Annotated in this window: 16 protein-coding genes; 10 read left to right on the top strand and 6 right to left on the bottom strand. The window is 68.3% G+C overall.

The features are described 5' to 3' along the window. Positions 1-68 precede the first annotated feature (68 nt). Complete coding sequence (locus tag JHN45_RS39895; RefSeq protein ID WP_201054371.1) at positions 69-1067, bottom strand: NADP-dependent oxidoreductase; 999 nt, start codon at positions 1065-1067, stop codon at positions 69-71. A 112-nt stretch (positions 1068-1179) separates the two neighbouring features. On the opposite strand from JHN45_RS39895, the gene JHN45_RS39890 reads away from it, so the two are divergent. From JHN45_RS39890 to JHN45_RS39845, 10 genes are all read left to right on the top strand, one after another. Then, positions 1180-1617: a MarR family winged helix-turn-helix transcriptional regulator gene (locus JHN45_RS39890; protein ID WP_200713444.1), complete on the top strand. Its 438-nt coding sequence runs from the start codon at positions 1180-1182 to the stop codon at positions 1615-1617. A 102-nt stretch (positions 1618-1719) separates the two neighbouring features. Continuing rightward, on the top strand, positions 1720-2304 hold the full coding sequence (locus JHN45_RS54535) for a hypothetical protein (protein ID WP_201054370.1): 585 nt from the start codon (positions 1720-1722) through the stop codon (positions 2302-2304). Between the two features lie 381 nt (positions 2305-2685). Beyond that, a complete protein-coding gene (locus tag JHN45_RS39880; protein WP_200713442.1) occupies positions 2686-3846 on the top strand; it encodes a mandelate racemase/muconate lactonizing enzyme family protein in 1161 nt (386 codons plus the stop codon). After that, positions 3843-4868: a zinc-binding dehydrogenase gene (locus JHN45_RS39875; protein ID WP_201054369.1), complete on the top strand. Its 1026-nt coding sequence runs from the start codon at positions 3843-3845 to the stop codon at positions 4866-4868. The genes JHN45_RS39880 and JHN45_RS39875 overlap by 4 nt, the downstream gene beginning before the upstream one ends. Positions 4869-4990: 122 nt before the next feature. Next, positions 4991-5965 (top strand): hypothetical protein, encoded by a 975-nt coding sequence (locus JHN45_RS39870; protein WP_200713440.1) that lies wholly within the window; start codon positions 4991-4993, stop codon positions 5963-5965. A gap of 194 nt (positions 5966-6159) precedes the next feature. Continuing rightward, positions 6160-7272 carry a multiple monosaccharide ABC transporter substrate-binding protein gene (gene chvE / locus JHN45_RS39865; RefSeq protein WP_200713439.1) on the top strand — a complete coding sequence of 371 codons (1113 nt, stop codon included), beginning with the start codon at positions 6160-6162 and terminating at the stop codon, positions 7270-7272. 47 nt (positions 7273-7319) lie between these two features. Then, a complete protein-coding gene (mmsA, locus tag JHN45_RS39860) occupies positions 7320-8870 on the top strand; it encodes a multiple monosaccharide ABC transporter ATP-binding protein (RefSeq protein WP_200713438.1) in 1551 nt (516 codons plus the stop codon). Next, positions 8867-10111: a multiple monosaccharide ABC transporter permease gene (gene mmsB, locus JHN45_RS39855; RefSeq protein ID WP_200713437.1), complete on the top strand. Its 1245-nt coding sequence runs from the start codon at positions 8867-8869 to the stop codon at positions 10109-10111. Before mmsA ends, mmsB begins: the two co-directional genes overlap by 4 nt. Positions 10112-10184: 73 nt before the next feature. Then, positions 10185-11339 (top strand): aldose epimerase family protein, encoded by a 1155-nt coding sequence (locus tag JHN45_RS39850; RefSeq protein WP_201054368.1) that lies wholly within the window; start codon positions 10185-10187, stop codon positions 11337-11339. 181 nt (positions 11340-11520) lie between these two features. Continuing rightward, a complete protein-coding gene (locus JHN45_RS39845; protein WP_201054367.1) occupies positions 11521-13176 on the top strand; it encodes a histidinol-phosphate transaminase in 1656 nt (551 codons plus the stop codon). Between the two features lie 55 nt (positions 13177-13231). Here the strand turns inward: JHN45_RS39845 and JHN45_RS39840 are convergent, their stop codons facing one another. The 5 genes from JHN45_RS39840 to JHN45_RS39820 form a co-directional block, all read right to left on the bottom strand. Beyond that, positions 13232-14830 carry a methyltransferase gene (locus tag JHN45_RS39840; RefSeq protein WP_201054366.1) on the bottom strand — a complete coding sequence of 533 codons (1599 nt, stop codon included), beginning with the start codon at positions 14828-14830 and terminating at the stop codon, positions 13232-13234. Between the two features lie 38 nt (positions 14831-14868). Continuing rightward, entirely contained in the window at positions 14869-16044 is a 1176-nt protein-coding gene (locus JHN45_RS39835) for a 4-hydroxybenzoate 3-monooxygenase (RefSeq protein WP_307783325.1), read from the bottom strand. A gap of 109 nt (positions 16045-16153) precedes the next feature. Further along, complete coding sequence (locus JHN45_RS39830; protein WP_201054365.1) at positions 16154-17536, bottom strand: DUF3500 domain-containing protein; 1383 nt, start codon at positions 17534-17536, stop codon at positions 16154-16156. A 59-nt stretch (positions 17537-17595) separates the two neighbouring features. Then, entirely contained in the window at positions 17596-17925 is a 330-nt protein-coding gene (locus JHN45_RS39825; protein ID WP_201054364.1) for a hypothetical protein, read from the bottom strand. 7 nt (positions 17926-17932) lie between these two features. Continuing rightward, complete coding sequence (locus tag JHN45_RS39820; RefSeq protein WP_201054363.1) at positions 17933-18406, bottom strand: ATP-binding protein; 474 nt, start codon at positions 18404-18406, stop codon at positions 17933-17935. Positions 18407-18461 lie beyond the last annotated feature (55 nt).

Raw genomic sequence — 18461 nt, 5'->3', positions numbered from 1 at the left:
CCGGCCCACCCACGCGCCGCCCACCCAACACCGCCCCAGCGCCCCGGCGCCTTCTCACCCCCGCCAGCTCAAAGCTTGACGATCATCTTCCCCGTGTTGTCCCCCCGCAGCTGCCCCAGGAACGCCTCGAGGTTGTTCTCGATCCCCTCGACGACGGTCTCCCGGTACTTCAGCTCCCCGGAGGCCACCCATTCCCCGACCTCCCGCACGAACTCCGGCTGCAGGTCGTAGTGGTCGCCGACGAGGAACCCCTCGATACGCCCCCGGGTCTGGATGAGCCGCCCGAGGTTCTTCGGCCCGGGAGCCGGCTCGGTGCTGTTGTAGACGGAGATCATGCCGCAAATGGCAATGCGCCCACGCTCGTTGAGCGACCCGATGGCAGCCTCAAGATGCTCACCCCCGACATTGTCGAAGTACACATCGACACCACCCGGAGCAGCCTCACGCAGCTGCTGACTCACCGGCCCGTTCTTGTAGTTGAAGGCAGCGTCGAACCCGTACTCCTCGACCAACAGCTTGACCTTCTCGTCGGACCCGGCGGATCCGACAACCCGAGACGCACCCTTGAGCTTGGCGATCTGCCCGACCTGACTGCCCACGGCACCAGCCGCACCCGACACGAACACCGAGTCGCCCTCCTTGAAGGAGGCGGTGCGCAGCAGCCCGGCGTAGGCGGTGAGGCCGGTCATGCCGAGGACGCCGAGGTAGGTGGAGAGCGGGGCGAGGTCGGGGTCGACCTTGACGGCGCCCTTGGTGTCGATGGTCGCGTACTCGCGCCACCCGCCGAAGTGCAGCACGTGGTCCCCGACCGCGAACCCCTCGGCGTCGGACTCGACGACCTCGCCGACCGCGCCGCCCTGCATGACCTTGCCGAGCTCGAAGGGGGCGACGTACGACTTGGCGGCGCTCATCCGGCCGCGCATGTACGGGTCGACGGAGAGGTACTTGTTCCGCACCAGCACCTGGCCCTCGCCCGGGGACCGGGTCTCGGTCTCCACCAGGGCGAAGTCCTCGGGCTTCGGCCAGCCGACCGGGCGGTTGAGCAGGTGCCATTCGCGGTTGATCATCACAAGCGCCTTTCCTCGTGCAAGGTGTTCACATGGTCCAAATACTTCAGTACCTGAAACAACAATGCTCCTGAATATTTCATGATGTCAAGTAACCGGGTACGCTCGACGCATGTCCACACCCGAAAAGACGCGCCGCGCCGACCCCGTGACCCTGGAGGTCGTCGAGCTGATCGGCGATGTCGTGGCGCGGTTCTACGAGGACTACGAGGCTGCGGCGGGCGACCACTCGCTGACCGGCGCGCAGGCGCGGCTGCTGAGCCTGCTGTCACTGGAGCCGCTGCCGATGCGCAAGCTGGCGCAGAAGCTGAAGTGCGAGCCGTCGAACGTCACCGGGATCGTGGACAGGCTGGAGACGCGAGGCCTGGTGGAACGCCGCCCCGATCCCGCCGACCGGCGGGTGAAGCTGGCGGCGGCGACGGACGAGGGGCGCCAGGTGGCTCGTAGCCTGCGCGAATCATTGAGGTTCGCCCGAGAACCACTCGCCGGCCTGTCGGACGAAGAAAGACTGGCACTCCGAGGCCTGCTACGACGGATGCTGGAAATCTGACAGTTCGACTCGACCCCGAACCGAACCCCAAGCCGACCCCGAACCCCAAGCCGATCCCGAACCCCAAGCCGACCGCCTCAGGAACACCACCACAAGACCTGCTTGCAGGTTTCCGATGGCGACGGCGTCGGGCTCGGTTCCGAGGAGGAGGGCTCCGAGGTCGGAGTGGTCGCCGGATCGCTGGTGGACGTCGACGTGGGGGACGTGTCGCCGGCGGCGGTGGTCGGTGTCGGCGACACGGAGGGACTCTTCGCCTCCGTCTCCGACGCGGAGGGTGAAGCCGACCGTGACGCCGACGCACCCGGGGACGCCGACCCCGCACCCGTACCCGCCCCCGCAGTCTTCGTGTCACCCAAGGGCTCGGCGGTTCCGCTCGCCTCCGACGAGGCCCCGCCCTCCGCCGACGCGTCACCAGACCCCGCGGGCTTCGAGATCGAGAACGGCGCGTCCGTACCCAGCTCGGCCAGGCTCAGCCCGCCGGCCGCGAGCACGAACCCGGCCGTGACGAGCAGTACCCGGCGCCGCCGTCGGCGATGTGCCGCGGCCTTGCGATCGCGACGACTCGCGCCTGGCGCGTCCGGTTCCTCGGTGTCGGTGTCCGTGTCGGTGTCGATGCCAGTGCCGGTGCCGGAGGCCGGATCGCCCCCACCGTCCATTTGCGAACGCACGTCAACCCCCGCCTCGTAGACAGGGGTTGGCGTTGACACGACGGGCACTTCGGCTGGTGCGCCGCACCCAGGGCACGCGAGGGCGCCGTTGAGGTGCCGGCCGCAGGGGTGGCAGTAGTCCATGACGCCGGAAGACTAAGTTCCCCACAGGTAACGTTCATAGTCACAGCTGTGAAAATTGTGCAAGAACCGCGTGCCGAACCGACCGGAACCCGACAAGGACCCCATCGGGACCCAGCCGCGACCCGGCCGCGACCCGACCGACGATCGACCCCCTTACCGAAACCGTTACTTGTTCGACCCATTGACACCCCAGCCCCGCCGTCCTTACTGTCTGCCCAGCATTTCGAACGTGAGCCGAAATTTCGAACAGCACCGAAGAGCACAGGGGGCATCTGCCGTGCGCATCACGGGAATCAGCACGCACGTGGTCGGGACGCCATGGCGCAATCTGACGTACGTCCAAGTGCACACCGACGAGGGCGTCACAGGCGTCGGCGAGACCCGGATGCTGGGCCACACCGACGCGCTGATCGGTTACCTGCGCGAGGCCGAGGCAAACCACATTCTCGGTTCCGATCCGTTCGCCGTGGAAGACCTCGTACGCCGGATGAAGTACGGCGACTACGGCCGTGCGGGCGAAATCGTGATGTCCGGCATCGCTGTCATCGAGATGGCCTGCTGGGACATCAAGGGCAAGGCCCTCGGTGTGCCGGTGTGGCAGCTGCTCGGCGGCAAGGTGACCGACAAGGTGAAGGCGTACGCGAACGGCTGGTACACCACCGAGCGGACCCCGGAGGCCTATCACAAGGCCGCCCAGGGGGTCATGGAGCGCGGTTACAAGGCGCTGAAGATCGACCCGTTCGGGACCGGGCACTTCGAACTCGACCACGAGCAGACCCTGTACGCCGTCTCGCTCATCGAGGCCGTACGGGACGCCATCGGCCCGGACGCCGAGCTGATGCTGGAGATGCACGGCCGCTTCTCACCCTCCACCGCCGTACGGCTCGCGCACGAGCTGGCGCCGTTCAAGCCGGCCTGGCTGGAGGAGCCCTGCCCGCCGGAGAACCTGAAGGCACTGGAGAAGGTCGCCGCCAAGGTGGACATCCCGGTCGCCACGGGTGAACGCATCCACGACCGCGTCGAGTTCCGCGAGCTGTTCGAGAGCCAGGCCGTCGACATCATCCAGCCCGACGTCGGTCACATCGGCGGCATCTGGGAGACGCGCAAGCTGGCCGCGACCGCCGAGGCGCACTACGTCCTCGTCGCCCCGCACAACGTCGGCGGGCCGGTGCTGACCGCCGCCTCGCTCCAAGTCGGCTTCTCCACCCCGAACTTCAAGATCCTGGAGCACTTCAACGACTTCGCGGACGCGGAGATCAAGAAGGTCGTCAAGGGTGCCCCGCAGGTGATCGACGGCTACTTCCACCTTTCCGACGCGCCCGGTCTCGGCGTCGAGCTGGACGTCGACGCGGCGGCCGAATTCCCGCAGCAGCAGGCCCGGTTCGACCTCTGGGCGGACGGCTGGGAGCAGCGCAAGCCGAAGGGCACGCAGCAGTGAGCACCGCGCCCACAGCAGCGAGCACCGCGGTCGTCGTCGCGGGACCCGGCGAGCACAACCTGGTCTCGCACGAGCCCCGGCAGCCGGACGCGGGCGAGGCGCTCGTGCGCGTCCACGCGGTCGGCATCTGCGGCAGCGACCGCGAGGTGTACCAGGGCAACAGGCCCGAGGGCTACGTCCGTTACCCCCTCACCCCGGGCCACGAGTGGTCCGGCACGGTGGAGGCGGTCGGTGCCGGGGTGCCGTCAAGTCTGGTCGGCCGCAAGGTCGTCGGCGAGGGCTTCCGCAACTGCCAGGTGTGCGACCGGTGTCACGCGGGCGAGACAACGTTGTGCTCGGCGGGCTACGAGGAGACGGGCTTCACCCAGCCCGGCGCCATGGCCACCACGCTCACGCTCCCCGCCCGGCTGCTCCATGTCCTCCCGGACGAGGCCGACTTGACGGCGGCGGCACTGCTGGAGCCGGCGGCCTGCATCGCGGCGGCGGCGCTGAAGGCGAACGCGCGGCCGGGTGAGCGGGTGGCCGTCGTCGGCACCGGAACGCTCGGCATGTTCGCGATCCAGTTCCTCAAGGCGAACTCCCCCGCCGAACTCCTGGTCGTGGGTTCCCGCCCGGACCGCGCGGCCCTCTCCGAGCAGTTCGGCGCGACGGACTTCCGTACCAAGAACGAGCAACTCCCGGACGACTTCGACGTGGTGATCGAGACGGCCGGCTCGGCGGACGCGGCCCGTACGGCCGCCGCCCTGCTCCGGCGCGGTGGCCGCCTGGTCCTGACCGGCATCCCCGCACCGGGCGCGAAGGGTCTCGACCCGACCGATCTCGTCGTACGGCAGCTGGAGGTGCACACCGTCTTCGGGGCACCGCCGGACGCCTGGGCGCACACGGTGCGGGTGTTCGGGGCGGGGTTGCTCGATCCGCTCCCCCTGGTCACCCATGAGCTGCCGCTCGCCGAGTTCCCGCAGGCCATCGAGCTGGTGGGGTCCGGCGATCCCAAGGTCGGCAAGGTGCTGCTGCGGCCGTAGGAAACCCCTAGCCGTACGTCGGCACGGGGTGTCCTGACCACCCCGTGCCGACGTACCACCACAGTTTTTCTCTACCCCGAGCCGCGAACCGCGTCCGAAATACCGAACACGAAGGACAGCCAGTGACCGACACCGCCACGGCAGCCCGCAGGCCCGGGGAGCAGGCGCTCTCCGCGCTCGGCCTGGGCGCGCCCGCCCTCGACCCCGCCGACGCCTCGCCGCACACGTTCCCCGGCGGCGGTCGCTGGCGCACCGAGATCCCCTCCTGCGAGGGTCCCGAGGCGCTGGCGGTCATCCTCAAGGAGTCCTCGCGCCTCGACGTCCCGATCCACCGGATCAGCCAGGGCAGCGGCGTGTGGATGCTGACCGACTCCGAGATCACCGAGATGGTCGAGGCGACGGCCGAACGCGACATCGAGCTCTGCCTGTTCACGGGTCCGCGCGGGACCTGGGACATCGGCGGCTCGGTCCGCTCCGACTCGCGCGGCGGGGGCCTGCGCGCCCGGGGTCACGACGCGGTCGCCGGCTGCATCGAAGACGCCGTGCGGGCAACGGAGTTGGGCGTCAAGTGCCTGCTCGTCGCCGACGAGGGTGTGCTGTGGACGTTGCACCGGGCGCGGGTCGCCGGGATCATCCCGGCGGACACGACGCTCAAGGTCTCGGCGCTGATCGGGCCGGTCAACCCGGCGGCGTACGCGGTCTACGAGCAGCTCGGCGCGGACTCTCTCAACGTGCCCAGCGACCTCACGCTCGACCATCTCACCGAGATCCGGCGCGTGTCGGCCGCGCCCATGGACATGTACATCGAGGCGCCGGACGACCTCGGTGGCTACATCCGGATGTACGAGGTCGCGGAGCTGATCCGCCGCGGGGCCCCTCTGTACCTGAAGTTCGGCCTCTCCAAGGCCCCCGGTATCTACCCGTGGGGCACCCACCTCCGTGACGTCACCCTCGACACGGCGCGCGAACGGGTCCGTCGGGGCCGGCTCGCGCTCGACCTGCTGGCGCGACACGGCGCGGACGGCGACATGGCTCCGCTGGGTTCCAGGTTGCCGGGCACTCTCAACCGCTTCCCCGCAGAGAGTGCCACTGCCTGACCGTCGGGGGCTGCGGGTGCGTGGGGGCTGGTCGCGCAGTTCCCCGCGCCCCTTCCGAACGCGGCCCGGTTCCCCAAGGCGCCCCACATCACCCGCACCGCACAACACAACCGAACAACACCGCACCGCATCCTGAACCACCCCCCACGTACTCGCTGCACCTCTCAACGACGAGAAGAATGAGGCCAGTTCACATGCGCATCCGCAGAAGCCGCGCCCTTCCCCTGATAGCCGGCGCCGCCACCCTCGCGCTGACCCTGTCCGCCTGTGGACAGAGTGGCTCGGGCGGCAGCAAGGAGAAGGAGAGCAGCGCCAAGGGCGGCACGATCGGCATCGCGATGCCGACGAAGTCCTCCGCGCGCTGGATCTCCGACGGCGACAACATGGTCAAGGACCTCAAGACCAAGGGCTACAAGACCAAGCTGGTCTACGGCGAGGACGACCCGGACACCCAGGTCTCCCAGATCGAGAACATGATCACCCAGGGCGTCAAGGGCCTGATCATCGCGGCGATCGACAACAAGTCCCTGAACAACGTGCTCCAGGAAGCCGCCGCCGCGAAGATCCCGGTCATCGCCTACGACCGCCTCATCCTCGGCACGAAGAACGTCGACTACTACGCGTCGTTCGACAACACCAAGGTCGGTGTCCTCCAGGCCACCTACATCGTCAAGAAGCTCGGTCTGGACGCCGGCAAGAAGGGCCCGTTCAACATCGAGCTGTTCGCCGGCTCGAACGACGACAACAACACCAAGTACTTCTTCAACGGTGCGATGAGCGTGCTCCAGCCGTACATCGACCAGAAGGTGCTGGTCGTCAAGTCCGGTCAGACCGCGCTCAACAAGGTGACCACCCTGCGCTGGGACGGCACCAAGGCGCAGAACCGCATGGAGGACATCCTCACCGGCTCGTACAAGAGCGGCCGGGTCGACGCGGTGCTGTCGCCCTACGACGGCATCTCCATCGGCATCCTGTCCGCGCTGAAGTCGGACGGCTACGGCTCCGCGAGCAAGCCGCTGCCGGTGATCACCGGCCAGGACGCCGAGCTGGCCTCGGTGAAGTCGATCATCGCGGGTGAGCAGACGCAGACCGTCTACAAGGACACCCGTGAGCTCGCCAAGGTCGCGGACACGATGATCGACGACGTCCTCAACAAGAAGACGCCGCAGACCAACGACACCAAGACCTACGACAACGGCACCAAGGTCGTCCCCGCCTACCTGCTCCAGCCGGTGAGCGTCGACAAGACGAACTACGAGGACGTGCTGGTCAAGGGCGGGTACTACACGGACGCCCAACTCAAGTAAGTCCGCGGCCAGTTACCCGACCCCACACTTGATTGGTAGGCACGACCATGGCGGGACCCGTCCTGGAAATGCGCTCGATCGTCAAGACCTTTCCCGGTGTAAAAGCGCTGTCGGACGTCACATTGACGGTCCGTCAGGGCGAGGTCCATGCCATCTGCGGTGAGAACGGCGCCGGGAAGTCCACCTTGATGAAGGTGCTCTCCGGCGTCCATCCGCACGGCAGTTACGAGGGCGACATCCTCTTCGAAGGGGAGGAGTGCCGCTTCCGCGACATCCGGGCCAGCGAGCACCGAGGCATCGTCATCATCCACCAGGAACTGGCGCTGGTGCCGTTCCTCTCCATCGCCGAGAACATCTTCCTCGGCAACGAGCACGCCACGCGCGGGCTCATCAACTGGAACGAGACCCTGCGGCACGGCACCGAACTGCTGCGCCGGGTGGGTCTCAGCGACCACCCGGAGACCCGGGTCGCCGACATCGGCGTGGGCAAGCAGCAGTTGGTGGAGATCGCGAAGGCGCTGTCGAAGAAGGTGAAGCTGCTCATCCTGGATGAGCCGACGGCGGCGCTGAACGACGAGGACAGCGGCAAACTCCTGGATCTCATCCTGGAGTTGAAGAAGCAGGGCATCACCTCGATCATCATCTCCCACAAGCTGAACGAGATCCGCAGGGTCGCCGACTCGGTGACGATCCTGCGCGACGGCCGCTCCATCGAGACCCTCGACGTGAAGGCGCCGGAGACGACCGAGGAGCGGATCATCTCCGGCATGGTCGGCCGCGACCTCGACCACCGCTTCCCCGAACGCACCCCGTACGAGGGCGAGTCGGAGGCGGCGCCCGCGCTGGAGATCCGCGACTGGACCGTGTTCCACCCGATCGACCAGCAGCGCAAGGTAGTTGACGATGTGTCAATAAATGTGCGCAGGGGTGAGATCGTCGGCATCGCCGGACTCATGGGCGCCGGCCGCACCGAACTCGCCATGAGCGTCTTCGGGCGCTCCTACGGCCGCTACGCCGGCGGCACGGTCCTCAAGGACGGCCAGGAGATCCGCACCAAGTCCGTCGCGGAGGCGGTCGGGCACGGCATCGCCTATGTCACGGAGGACCGTAAGCACTACGGCCTGAACCTCATCGACACGATCAACCGGAACATCTCGCTGGCCGCCCTGAACAAGGTGTCCAAGCGCGGTGTGGTCGACGAGCAGGAGGAGCGGCAGGTCGCCGAGCGGTTCCGCACGTCGATGAACATCAAGGCGCCGACCGTCTTCGAGCCGGTGGGCAAGCTGTCGGGCGGCAACCAGCAGAAGGTCGTCCTCAGCAAGTGGATCTTCGCGGGTCCCGAGGTGCTGATCCTGGACGAGCCCACGCGCGGCATCGACGTGGGCGCCAAGTACGAGATCTACACGGTCATCGACCAACTCGCCGCCGAGGGCAAGGCGGTGGTCTTCATCTCCTCCGAACTGCCGGAGCTGCTCGGCATGTGCGACCGCATCTACACGATGGCGGCGGGCCGGCTGACCGGTGAGGTACCCCGGGCCGAGGCCACGCAGGAAGTGCTGATGCGCCAGATGACGAAGGACAAAGAGGTAACGCGATGAGCACGGACGTGACCGACAAGATCCCGGCCGCGGCACCGCCGGGCAAGGGCGGATCGGGCGCGGGCGGCAGCCTGTTGCAGCTGGTACTGAACGGACTGCGGCGCAACATGCGGCAGTACGGCATGCTGATCGCGCTCGGTCTGATCGTGATCCTCTTCGAGATCTGGACCGGCGGGGACCTGCTGCTGCCGCGCAACGTCTCCAACCTGGTGCTGCAGAACAGCTACATCCTGATCCTCGCGATCGGCATGATGCTGGTCATCATCGCCGGGCACATCGACCTGTCGGTCGGTTCGCTGACCGCGTTCGTGGGTGCGTTCGCGGCGGTCCTGATGGTCAATCACCAGGTGCCATGGCCTGTCGCGCTGGTGCTGTGCCTGCTGATGGGCGCCGTGGCGGGCTCGGTACAAGGGCTGTTGATCGCCTACGCGGGCATACCGTCCTTCATCGTCACCCTCGCCGGGATGCTGCTCTTCCGCGGCCTCACGGAGATCCTCCTCCAGGGCCAGACGCTGGGCCCCTTCCCCGGCGGTCTGCAGAAGATCGGCAACGGCTTCCTGCCGGCGGTCGGCCCGAACACCAACTACCACAACATCACCCTGCTGTTGGGCCTCGTGATGATCGCCGCGGTGGTGTGGCAGGAGGTGCGCGACCGGCGCCGGCAGCAGGAGTTCTCGCTCGACGTGGCGCCCGCCAAGCTGTTCCTGCTCAAGCTGGTCGCGATCGTCGCCGCGATCCTCTGGCTGACCCTGCTGCTCGCCAGCTACGACGGCGCGCCGATCATCCTGATCATCCTCGGTGTCCTGGTGGCCGGTTACGGCTACGTGATGCGCAACACCGTCTTCGGCCGCCACATCTACGCGATCGGCGGCAATCTGCCGGCCGCGAAGCTGTCCGGCGTCAAGGACAAGCGCGTCACCTTCCAGGTGTTCCTGAACATGGGCGTGCTCGCGGCCCTGGCGGGTCTGGTGGTCACCTCCCGCCTCAACGCGGCCTCGCCGAAGGCGGGCGACGGCTTCGAACTGGAGGCCATCGCCTCCTCGTTCATCGGCGGCGCCTCCATGAGCGGCGGTGTCGGCACCGTCCTCGGCGCCATCATCGGCGGTCTCGTCCTCGGCGTGCTGAACAACGGCATGAACCTCCTCAGCGTCGGCACCGACTGGCAACAGGTCATCAAGGGCCTCGCCCTGCTGACCGCGGTCGGCTTCGACGTGTGGAACAAACGCAAGTCCGGTTCGTAACTTCAGCCCGGGCCCCGTACGTCTGTCATTCGCACAGCACGGCGGGGCCCCTTCCATGTGCAGGAGCCGCTCAATGGAACTGAACAGACGCACGGTCATTGCAGGAGCCGCGGCAGCCGGTATCGCCGCGAGCACCCTCGGTACAGGTACGGCGCAGGCGGCATCCGGAGGCAGAAAGCCCGTGAAGGAACTCTTCGGCACTCTCGCCGACGGCAGCAAGGTGTACCGCTGGTCGCTGGAGAACGGCGGCACCCGGCTCAAGGTGCTGTCGTGGGGCGGGGTCGTCCAGTCCCTGGAACTCCCCGACCGGCACGGCAAGTACGCCAACGTCTCCCTCGGCTTCGACAACATCGCCGACTACGTGGCGAAGACCCCGTACTTCGGCGCGCTCATCGGCCGCTACGGAAACCGCATCGCCAAGGGCCAGTTCACCCTGGACGGCAAGAGCTACCAGCTCTCCGTCAACGACGGGGTCAACAGCCTGCACGGCGGTACCCAGGGCTTCGACAAGCACATCTGGGACGTGGAGGGCTTCACCTCCGGCTCCGACGTCGGCCTGCACCTCCACTACACCAGCATCGACGGGGAGATGGGCTACCCGGGCACCCTCAAGGTGAAGGTGACGTACACGCTCAACAAGCACGGCGACTGGCGCATCGACTACGAGGCCACCACCGACAAGGCCACGGTCGTCAACCTGACCAGCCACGTCTACTGGAACCTCGCCGGCGAGGGCAGCGGCACGATCGAGAACCACGAGCTCACGATCCCCGCCGCCCGCTACACGCCCACCGACTCGGGCCTGATCCCCACGGGCGAACTCGCCAAGGTCTCCGGCACCCCCTTCGACTTCCGCAAGACCAAGCCGATCGGGCGCGACATCCGGGCCGGCCACGTCCAGCAGGTGCAGGCGAAGGGCTTCGACCACAACTGGGCCCTCGACAAGGGCATCACCGCGAAGCCCGAGCACGCCGCGACCCTGCACGACCCGCACTCGGGCCGCACCCTGAAGATCGCCACCGACCAGCCGGGGCTGCAGTTCTACACCGGCAACTTCCTCGACGGCACCCTCACCGGCACCGGCGGCCACACCTACCGCCAGGGCGACGCCCTGTGCCTGGAGACCCAGCACTTCCCGGACTCGCCGAACCACGCGAACTTCCCGTCGACCGTGCTGAGGCCGGGTCAGACGTACCGGACGTCGACGATCCACACGTTCGGCTCCTGACCATCAAGTACGGGACGCGCATCTCGCGCCAGGGGTTCCCGAACTCACACTAATTTCACATCCGTTGAACAGCGCCACACTCGTCTCCGTACCTAAGGGTGGCCCGTGCTCCCCCGCGCGGGCCACCCAAGACGACGGGCCCGGTCGTCCCCGCCGGGCCCGCCTTCATACGGAGGTTCCATTGGCCGACTCCAACGTCACCTCGCTGTTCCGCAGTACGGCGGCGCACAGCCCGTCGATGGCAGCGCTGGCGCGTGAGAGCGACGGCACCGGCCCCGTGGACTTCTGTATCCCGTGCAACCCGTACTTCCCCACCCCCGCCATGTTCGACCAGATGGCGGCCCGGCTGCGCGAGATCATCACGTACTACCCGAGCAGCGCCGACACCATCACGGCCGAGCTCTGCAATCTGCTCCAACTCCCGCCGAGCTGCGTCGCGATGGGCAACGGTTCCACCGAACTGATCACCTGGATCGACCACTTGATGGTCCGCGAGTCACTCGCCATCCCCGTCCCCACCTTCGGCCGCTGGACCGACCAGCCCATGGAGACCGGCAAGCGGGTCGACATGTTCCCGCTCCAGGAGTCCAACGGCTTCGCCCTGGACCTCGGGCAGTACGCCGAGTTCATCCGCAAGCGCAACACCAAGGTCGCGGTCATCTGCAACCCGAACAACCCCGACGGCGGCTTCCAGCACAAGCAGGCGCTCGTCCAGTTCATGGACGCGATGGCCGACCTGGACCTCATCGTCATCGACGAGTCGTTCCTGGAGTTCGCCGACGCGGAGGTCGAACCCAGCGTCGTACAAGAGGCGATGCTCCGCCCCAACGTGGTCGTCCTGCGCAGCCTCGGCAAGAACTTCGGCCTGCACGGCATACGGTTCGGCTACCTCGTCGCCAACCCCGCACTCGCCGGGCGCATCCGCTCGATGCTCCCGAAGTGGAACCTCAACGCCTTCGCCGAACACGTGGTGTTCATCCTCAAGGAGCACGGCGCGGAGTACGCCCAGAGCCTCCAGCAGGTGCGCCGCGACCGGCTCGACATGGCGAGCCAACTCTCCGCGCTGCCCGGCCTGACGGTCTATCCGTCACAGGGCAACTTCCTCTTCGTGCGCCTCCCCGTGGGCGCCGAGGGGACCGTGGTCCGGGACCGCATGCTCACCGAGCACCGCATCCTGGTCCGCGAGTGCGGCAACAAGATCGGCTCGTCCAGCCGCTTCCTGCGGCTCGTGGTGCGCCCCGAGACGGACGTGCGTCGCCTGGTGTCCGGCCTGGAACAGGTGCTCTACGGGACCAGGAGGGGAGCCGCCGTACCCGAGCTGAGCACAGGGACCAGCTACAGCTCGGGTACGGCGGCCGTGGATCGCCTTGTGGGCGCGACGAACGGTGCGGGCATCCAGATGCCGGCGGCTGTCGCGCAGATGCCGATGCAGCCGCAGCCCGTCCCCATGCAGGCGCCTGCGGCCGCGGTGCCTCAGCCGCAGCCCGTGCCCATGTCTGTTCCGCAGCCCCAGCCTCAGCAGCAGCCGCAGTACCAGCCGATGGTGGCCGCGGCGCAGGCTCCTCAGATGCCGATGCAGCCTGTTGCGCAGATGCCGGAGCAGTTGGCTCAGGTGTCGCAGCAGATGCCGGTCATGCAGCAGCCGTACGGGACGCCTGCGCCGGCTCCTCAAGGGCCTACGCCCACTGGAGTTCCTGCTCGTAATGGGCTTACGGCCGCGCAGGTGCGGGGGGCTACGAGTCCTAATGGGATGCAGAATCTTGCGCCTGCGCCTGCCACCGGGTGGCCCAATGCTCAGAGTTGGCCCAATGCTGCGGGGATGGGGCAGGCGGGCTGAGGGTTCGTTGCCGGGTGCGGGTGGGCTGTGGCTGGTCGCGCAGTTCCCCGCGCCCCTAGATTCTCACGGCGTTGAGTAGCGAGGCCCCTAGCGGCAACGCGTAACAACCCTTTACCTCGAAGCCCGTCTTCTCCAGCAGTAGGCCGTAGTGGTCCTCGTCCCTCTCCCTTCCCCCTACGTTGCACAGCATGTGGATGTCCCAGGCCACCGCCGTCGGAGTCGGCAACAGGCGTTCCACCACCAGTAGTTGGGCTCCTGGGCGCATTGCCCTGGCACAGTTGTCGAGGATGGTCAGGCAGCGGTCGTCGTCCCAGTCGTGGAGGACTCGGGACAGGAGGTAGATGTCGCCGCCGGCCGGTACGGACTCGGTGAAGTCGCCCGCTACGAAGGTGCAGCGTTCGGGGAGTTGGGGGCGGGCCGCTTCCAGGGCCTCGGGGCGTTCCAGGAGTACGCCCTCCAAGTGGGCGTGGGTGCGCAGGAGTCGGGACAGCAGGGCGCCGTTTCCGCCGCCCACGTCGACCACGCGTCGTGCTGCCGAGAAGTCGATCAGCGTCGGCACCGGGGCGAACATCTCGGAGCTCGCCGCCATCGCCCGGTGGAACAGGTGGCCGAGTTCCGGGTGTTGGGCGAAGTACGGGAAGTGGTGCTGGCCGTAGCGGTGGGCGAAGGCCTCCTGGCCGGTGCGTACGGAGTGGGTCAGGCCGGCGAAGGAGTCGTAGAACGGGCCCGCGTAGAGACGTGCCAGGGGATGGAGGCTGAACTCCGTTCCTGTGCGCAGGGGTTGGCCCGTCGCGGTGAGGTGGTATGTGCCGCCGGACGAGGTGAGCAGGCCCAGGGACGTGAGGTAGCGGAGCAGGCGGCGCAGGGCCTCCGGGTGGGTGGCCGTGAGGTGGGCCAGGGTGTCGGCGTCGGTGCCCGGGTGGTCCGTGAGGTGGTCGGCGATGCGCAACTCGGCCATCGTGGCCACCGCTTGGGTGGCCCAGGCGCCCGTCATGACGCCGAGGAGTGCGGTCGTGGGGTCGGGGAGCGGGGTGTGGCGGCCGGGGAGGCGGAGTTCGAAGCGGCGGTGGGTCCGGGTGCGGTGGTAGAGGACGGTGACGTTCTCGTGGCCGTTGTAGCCGCCGCCGTCGGGGACCGCGCCGCCCCGCTCCTGGAGGAGGAGCCGTAGGCCTGCGGGGACCACCGGGCCGGGAGCGGTGACCGCGAAGGCGTGGTGGGATTCGTGCTCGGCGGCGCGTTCGTCCGCCGCCACCGCCTCCAAGGGGGAGTCCGGGGGGACGGGGAGCGCGAAGATCTCCACACTGCGGGTGCCCACCGTGACGTGCACGATGGCGACCGGGGTGTCGGCGAGGGCGGGGCCGTGGCGGCGGGCGAGGCGTTCGCGGACCACGACGCTCGGGGTGACGGAGCCGGGTTCGAAGCCGAGGCGGCGGAGTTCGTCGCAGAGGCCGTCGAGGGAGTCGGGGAAGACCAGGACCGCGGTGTGGTCGAAGACCAAGTGGCGGGCCACGTCGGCCCGTTCGGCGGGGGTGAGGTCCGGGAGCAGTTCGGCCAGGACGGTGTCCGTGTCGTGGGCCTCGACGTAGGCCGCCGCTCGCCGGATGCGGTGTACGTCGGCCTCGGCCAGGCGTGCCTGTACGACGGGGAGGTTCATGTGGGGGTTCCCGGTGATCGTGGGGACGGGAGACGGAGTCAGATGCCGGTGTAGTTCTCGGCGAAGAAGTCCTGGTGCGTGCGGGAGGTGCGCAGGCTGTCGAGGCGGGCGTACTGGAGCGCGCGGCCGTAACGGGCCTCGGCGTCCTCGGTGACGGGGCCGTGCAGCAGGCCGCTCATCCAGTGCGAGAACTCGTGGGCCCGCCAGACGCGGGGCAGGCAGTCGGCGGCGTAACGGGCGAGGTCGCTCTCGTCGTCGCGGATCACCGCCGACGTCAGTGCCCGGGCCAGGCGTTCGGCCTGGAGCACGGCGAGGTTGGCGCCCTTGGCGGCGGAGGGGCTGATGAGTCCGGCGGCGTCCCCTGCCAGCCAGAGGCGTCCGGCGCCGGGGCTGTCGAGGACGTCGGAGCGCAGGTCGACGACCGTCTTCTCCAGGACCGGGCCCTGCTTGAGCGGGCCGAACTCGGCCGCCCTCAGCCGGATTTCCAGCTCGGTCCAGATCCGGTCCTCGCTCCAGTCGGCGGGATCGGTGCCGCGCGGACACTGGAGGTAGTAGCGGGTGACGGTCGCCGTACGGGCCATGTGGCCGGCGAATCCGCGGTCGTGCAGGGCGTATCCGACGGCGGCGAGGCTGGGCGGGGCCTCGGCGAGGACCGCCAGCCAGGTCACGCCGTGGTCCCAGCGGGCGGTACGGGTGCCCTGTGCGACGAGGGTGCCGCGGGCGACGCCCCGGTGTCCGTCGCAGCCGGCGACGTAGCGTCCGGTGACCTCCGAACCGTCGCGCAGCCGCACCCGACCCTCGGCGATCTCGTCGGCCTCGGCGCCGAAGCGGAGTTCGCCGCCGCGCCGTAGATACTCGGCGAGCAGGTCCCGTACCAATTCCTGCTGGGGGTAGACGGTGTGGACCTCGCCGCGTCCCAACTCGCCGTAGTCGAGGGTGAATTCACCCTGCTCGCTGCGGAAGAGGCAGGTCCGGTGCGTCCGGCCCCTGGCCAACAGGCCGGTGTCCAGGCCGTGTCGGGCGAGTACGCGGACGGAGTGGGCGGCCAGGAACCCTGCTCTGGCCCGCCCTTCCACTGCCTCGCGTCCGCGCCGTTCCAGGATCACGCAGTCGATGCCCTGGTCCAGGAGCAGGTTCCCCAGGACCAGCCCCGCCGGGCCCGCCCCGACGATCACCACCCCGGTCCGCGTCCCGGAGTCGAATCGTTTCCCCACAAACACCCCTGATCTTGCTTTTTCGGCCAAGGGGTTTCATATCAGCCAGATCGCGGTGATGAGGAATCCATAATGACTAAATAGCCCTTAAGGCCCAATTAGGCATATGTCAGTGGTCGTTGTCCAGGTGCAGCTTCAGCAGGTCCACGCCGTAGTCGCCGCTGTTGGGGGTGCGGATGATGGTGTGGATGTGCTCCTGGGACGGGGTGCCGCCGCCCATGCCCATGCCGCCGCCGGGAGGGCCACCAGCGTTCGAACTCGGGCTGGCGCTCGCGCTGGCGCTGGGGCTCGCGGACGACGCCTCGTGATAGAAGAGCGGGGCCTGGGCGTCGTACTCGATGAGCACGACCGGGCTGTGGATGCGGTAGTAGAAGGCGGAGTCGTCCTTCGTCTCGCCCATCCAGTAGAAGTACGTGTCGTCGAGGTGCTTCTCGACCTCGGTCATCTTGACCTCGGCGTGCCCCTCGTTGATGTAGCCGATGTACACCTGGGCCACGGCCAGCAGCTTCTTCCGCTGCGCGGCGGTGAGTTCGGAGCCTCGCAGGCCCTCGTAGGCGAGCTTGAGGTTGTCCGAGCCGGCGCCGGCCTTCATGTCCTCGTTGCCGTTGCCCTGCGAGGAGACCGCCTTGGCGAGCTGTGCTTTGGTGAGGGAGCGGATCATCGCGAGGCCGGCCGTCGTCTCCGGCCGGAACAGGGTGATCTTCTCGCCCTTGTACGTGGCCGTGGTCGGCTCGGAGCCCATGAAGGTCGGGGTCATCACGACCTGGTCGCCGAGCACGAAGTAGTTGATGGCGACGTGGTGGCCCTCGTACTGGAAGCCCCAGGGCTTGGTGGTCGACGGGGTGCCCATGAAGGTGAAGAAGTAGTGGCCCTCGGTCAGGGTCTTCTGGTTGCCGCCGTTGGAGTCGCCGAGGAACTGGTTGAGCTTCATGATGTTGCGGGTCTGGGTGAGACCGTCGGCGGAGAGCGCGACGCCGAGCAGCGCGAACCCGAGGTCGCGCTTCTTCTCGGTCAGGTCGCCCATGCGGACGCCCTTGCGGGCGTAGCCGTCGACGTTGCTCCAGGCCGTCCACTCGTCGGCGTCGATGTCGAACGTGCAGGACTTGCGCTCCTTCGCGGAGAGCCCGTCGAGGAACGCCTGCGCCGCCTTGACCAGTCCGTCCGTGGAGACGCCGGTCGAGTGGACGGTGAAAAGGTCGTCGACGACCGTGCCGTCGGTGGTGACGCCCTTGACGTCCTTGTACTTGGTCTGGGAGACCCCCGGGCCCATGCCGCCGCCCGCGCCACCGCCGCCGGCTCCGGGCCCGCCCGAGGGCATGCCGCTCGGGACGCCGGACTGTGCGGCCGAGGACGAACTCGCCGTGTCCGACGAGTCGTTGGAGCATCCCGTCATGGTCGCCACGGCGGCGACTCCGCCGGCGAGCAGCGCCTTGTTCATGAACCAGCGGCGGCTGCGCTCGGATGCGGGGGTGTGGGGTCGGTGTCCATGCATGGGGATCAGGGTCCATGCCGGACCTGAAGCGTTCTTGTCAGCTACCTGTGAGACGAGGGCTACTCGGTGGCTCCGGGCCCGGCAGGGGGTGTCGGCGTCCCCGGGGCGACCCGTTGGGCGAACCCCATCATCCCGAGGCCGGCGAGAGCGATCGCCGTGGTGACGAATGTCAGCACGAGTCCCAGCGACGGGTTGAAATGCACCAGCGCGTCCACCGCGTGGTACAGGACGACGACGCCGAACAGGATGTATCCGGCGCCCCACAGCCGGGGCCTGCGCACCTTGCGGACCAGCCAGGGGAGCAGCCGGAGCGACGTGGCGGCCGTGATGCCCACGGCGAGACAGAAGGCGGCGGTGAGGAAGAGCAGTACGTCGAGGGCTATAAGCACTGGCCGATCATCGCACCGACGGGGCTCCGTGGAAATGGGCCGACCAGGGCGGTACGTCGACTTCGGCACGGATGGTCTTGCCCGGCGGCGGCTCGCGGTCCAGCACCTCCCAGCGGTCGGCCAGCGCCTCCACGATCACGAGTCCGCGCCCGGAATCGGCGAGCGCCTCGGGCTGTCGTACGGCGCCTGGTCCCGGGGGACGCGGTCCGCTGCGGGTGTCGGTGACCTCGATGCGGACACTCCCCGTGACGAGGGAGAGCCGCAGTTCGAAGTCCCGGCCCGGTACGCGGCCGTGGGTGACGGCGTTGGCGGCGAGTTCGGCGACGATCGCCGCGACGGTGTCGGAGGTGTCGCTGTCGTGCGGGATGCCCCAGGCGTGGAGCTGGTTCAGGGCGAGGTGACGGGCGAGGCGGGCACCGCGGGGAGTGGGGCTGAGGCGCTGGGTGAACGTGTGTACGGTGGCGGGGGGTTGGGTGGTCATGTGCCCAATGTGGCGTTCGGGGAGGGCAGTTCACCAGCTTCCGGGCCCGTACGCT

This window comes from Streptomyces sp. MBT53 (assembly GCF_016654115.1).
In the GTDB taxonomy this organism is placed as follows: Bacteria; Actinomycetota; Actinomycetes; order Streptomycetales; family Streptomycetaceae; genus Streptomyces.
Note: the sequence above shows the minus strand (reverse complement) of the source record. Positions and strands in the feature narration are given on the sequence as shown.

Bases quoted from the DNA above. Each gene is read 5' to 3' on its own strand.
- JHN45_RS39820 (WP_201054363.1), bottom strand. From the start codon at position 18,406: ATGACCACCCAACCCCCCGCCACCGTACACACGTTCACCCAGCGCCTC.
- JHN45_RS39895 (WP_201054371.1), bottom strand. From the start codon at position 1,067: ATGATCAACCGCGAATGGCACCTGCTCAACCGCCCGGTCGGCTGGCCG.
- mmsB (WP_200713437.1), top strand. From the start codon at position 8,867: ATGAGCACGGACGTGACCGACAAGATCCCGGCCGCGGCACCGCCGGGC.
- chvE (WP_200713439.1), top strand. From the start codon at position 6,160: ATGCGCATCCGCAGAAGCCGCGCCCTTCCCCTGATAGCCGGCGCCGCC.
- JHN45_RS39840 (WP_201054366.1), bottom strand. From the start codon at position 14,830: ATGAACCTCCCCGTCGTACAGGCACGCCTGGCCGAGGCCGACGTACAC.
- JHN45_RS39850 (WP_201054368.1), top strand. From the start codon at position 10,185: ATGGAACTGAACAGACGCACGGTCATTGCAGGAGCCGCGGCAGCCGGT.
- JHN45_RS39890 (WP_200713444.1), top strand. From the start codon at position 1,180: ATGTCCACACCCGAAAAGACGCGCCGCGCCGACCCCGTGACCCTGGAG.
- mmsA (WP_200713438.1), top strand. From the start codon at position 7,320: ATGGCGGGACCCGTCCTGGAAATGCGCTCGATCGTCAAGACCTTTCCC.
- JHN45_RS39830 (WP_201054365.1), bottom strand. From the start codon at position 17,536: ATGCATGGACACCGACCCCACACCCCCGCATCCGAGCGCAGCCGCCGC.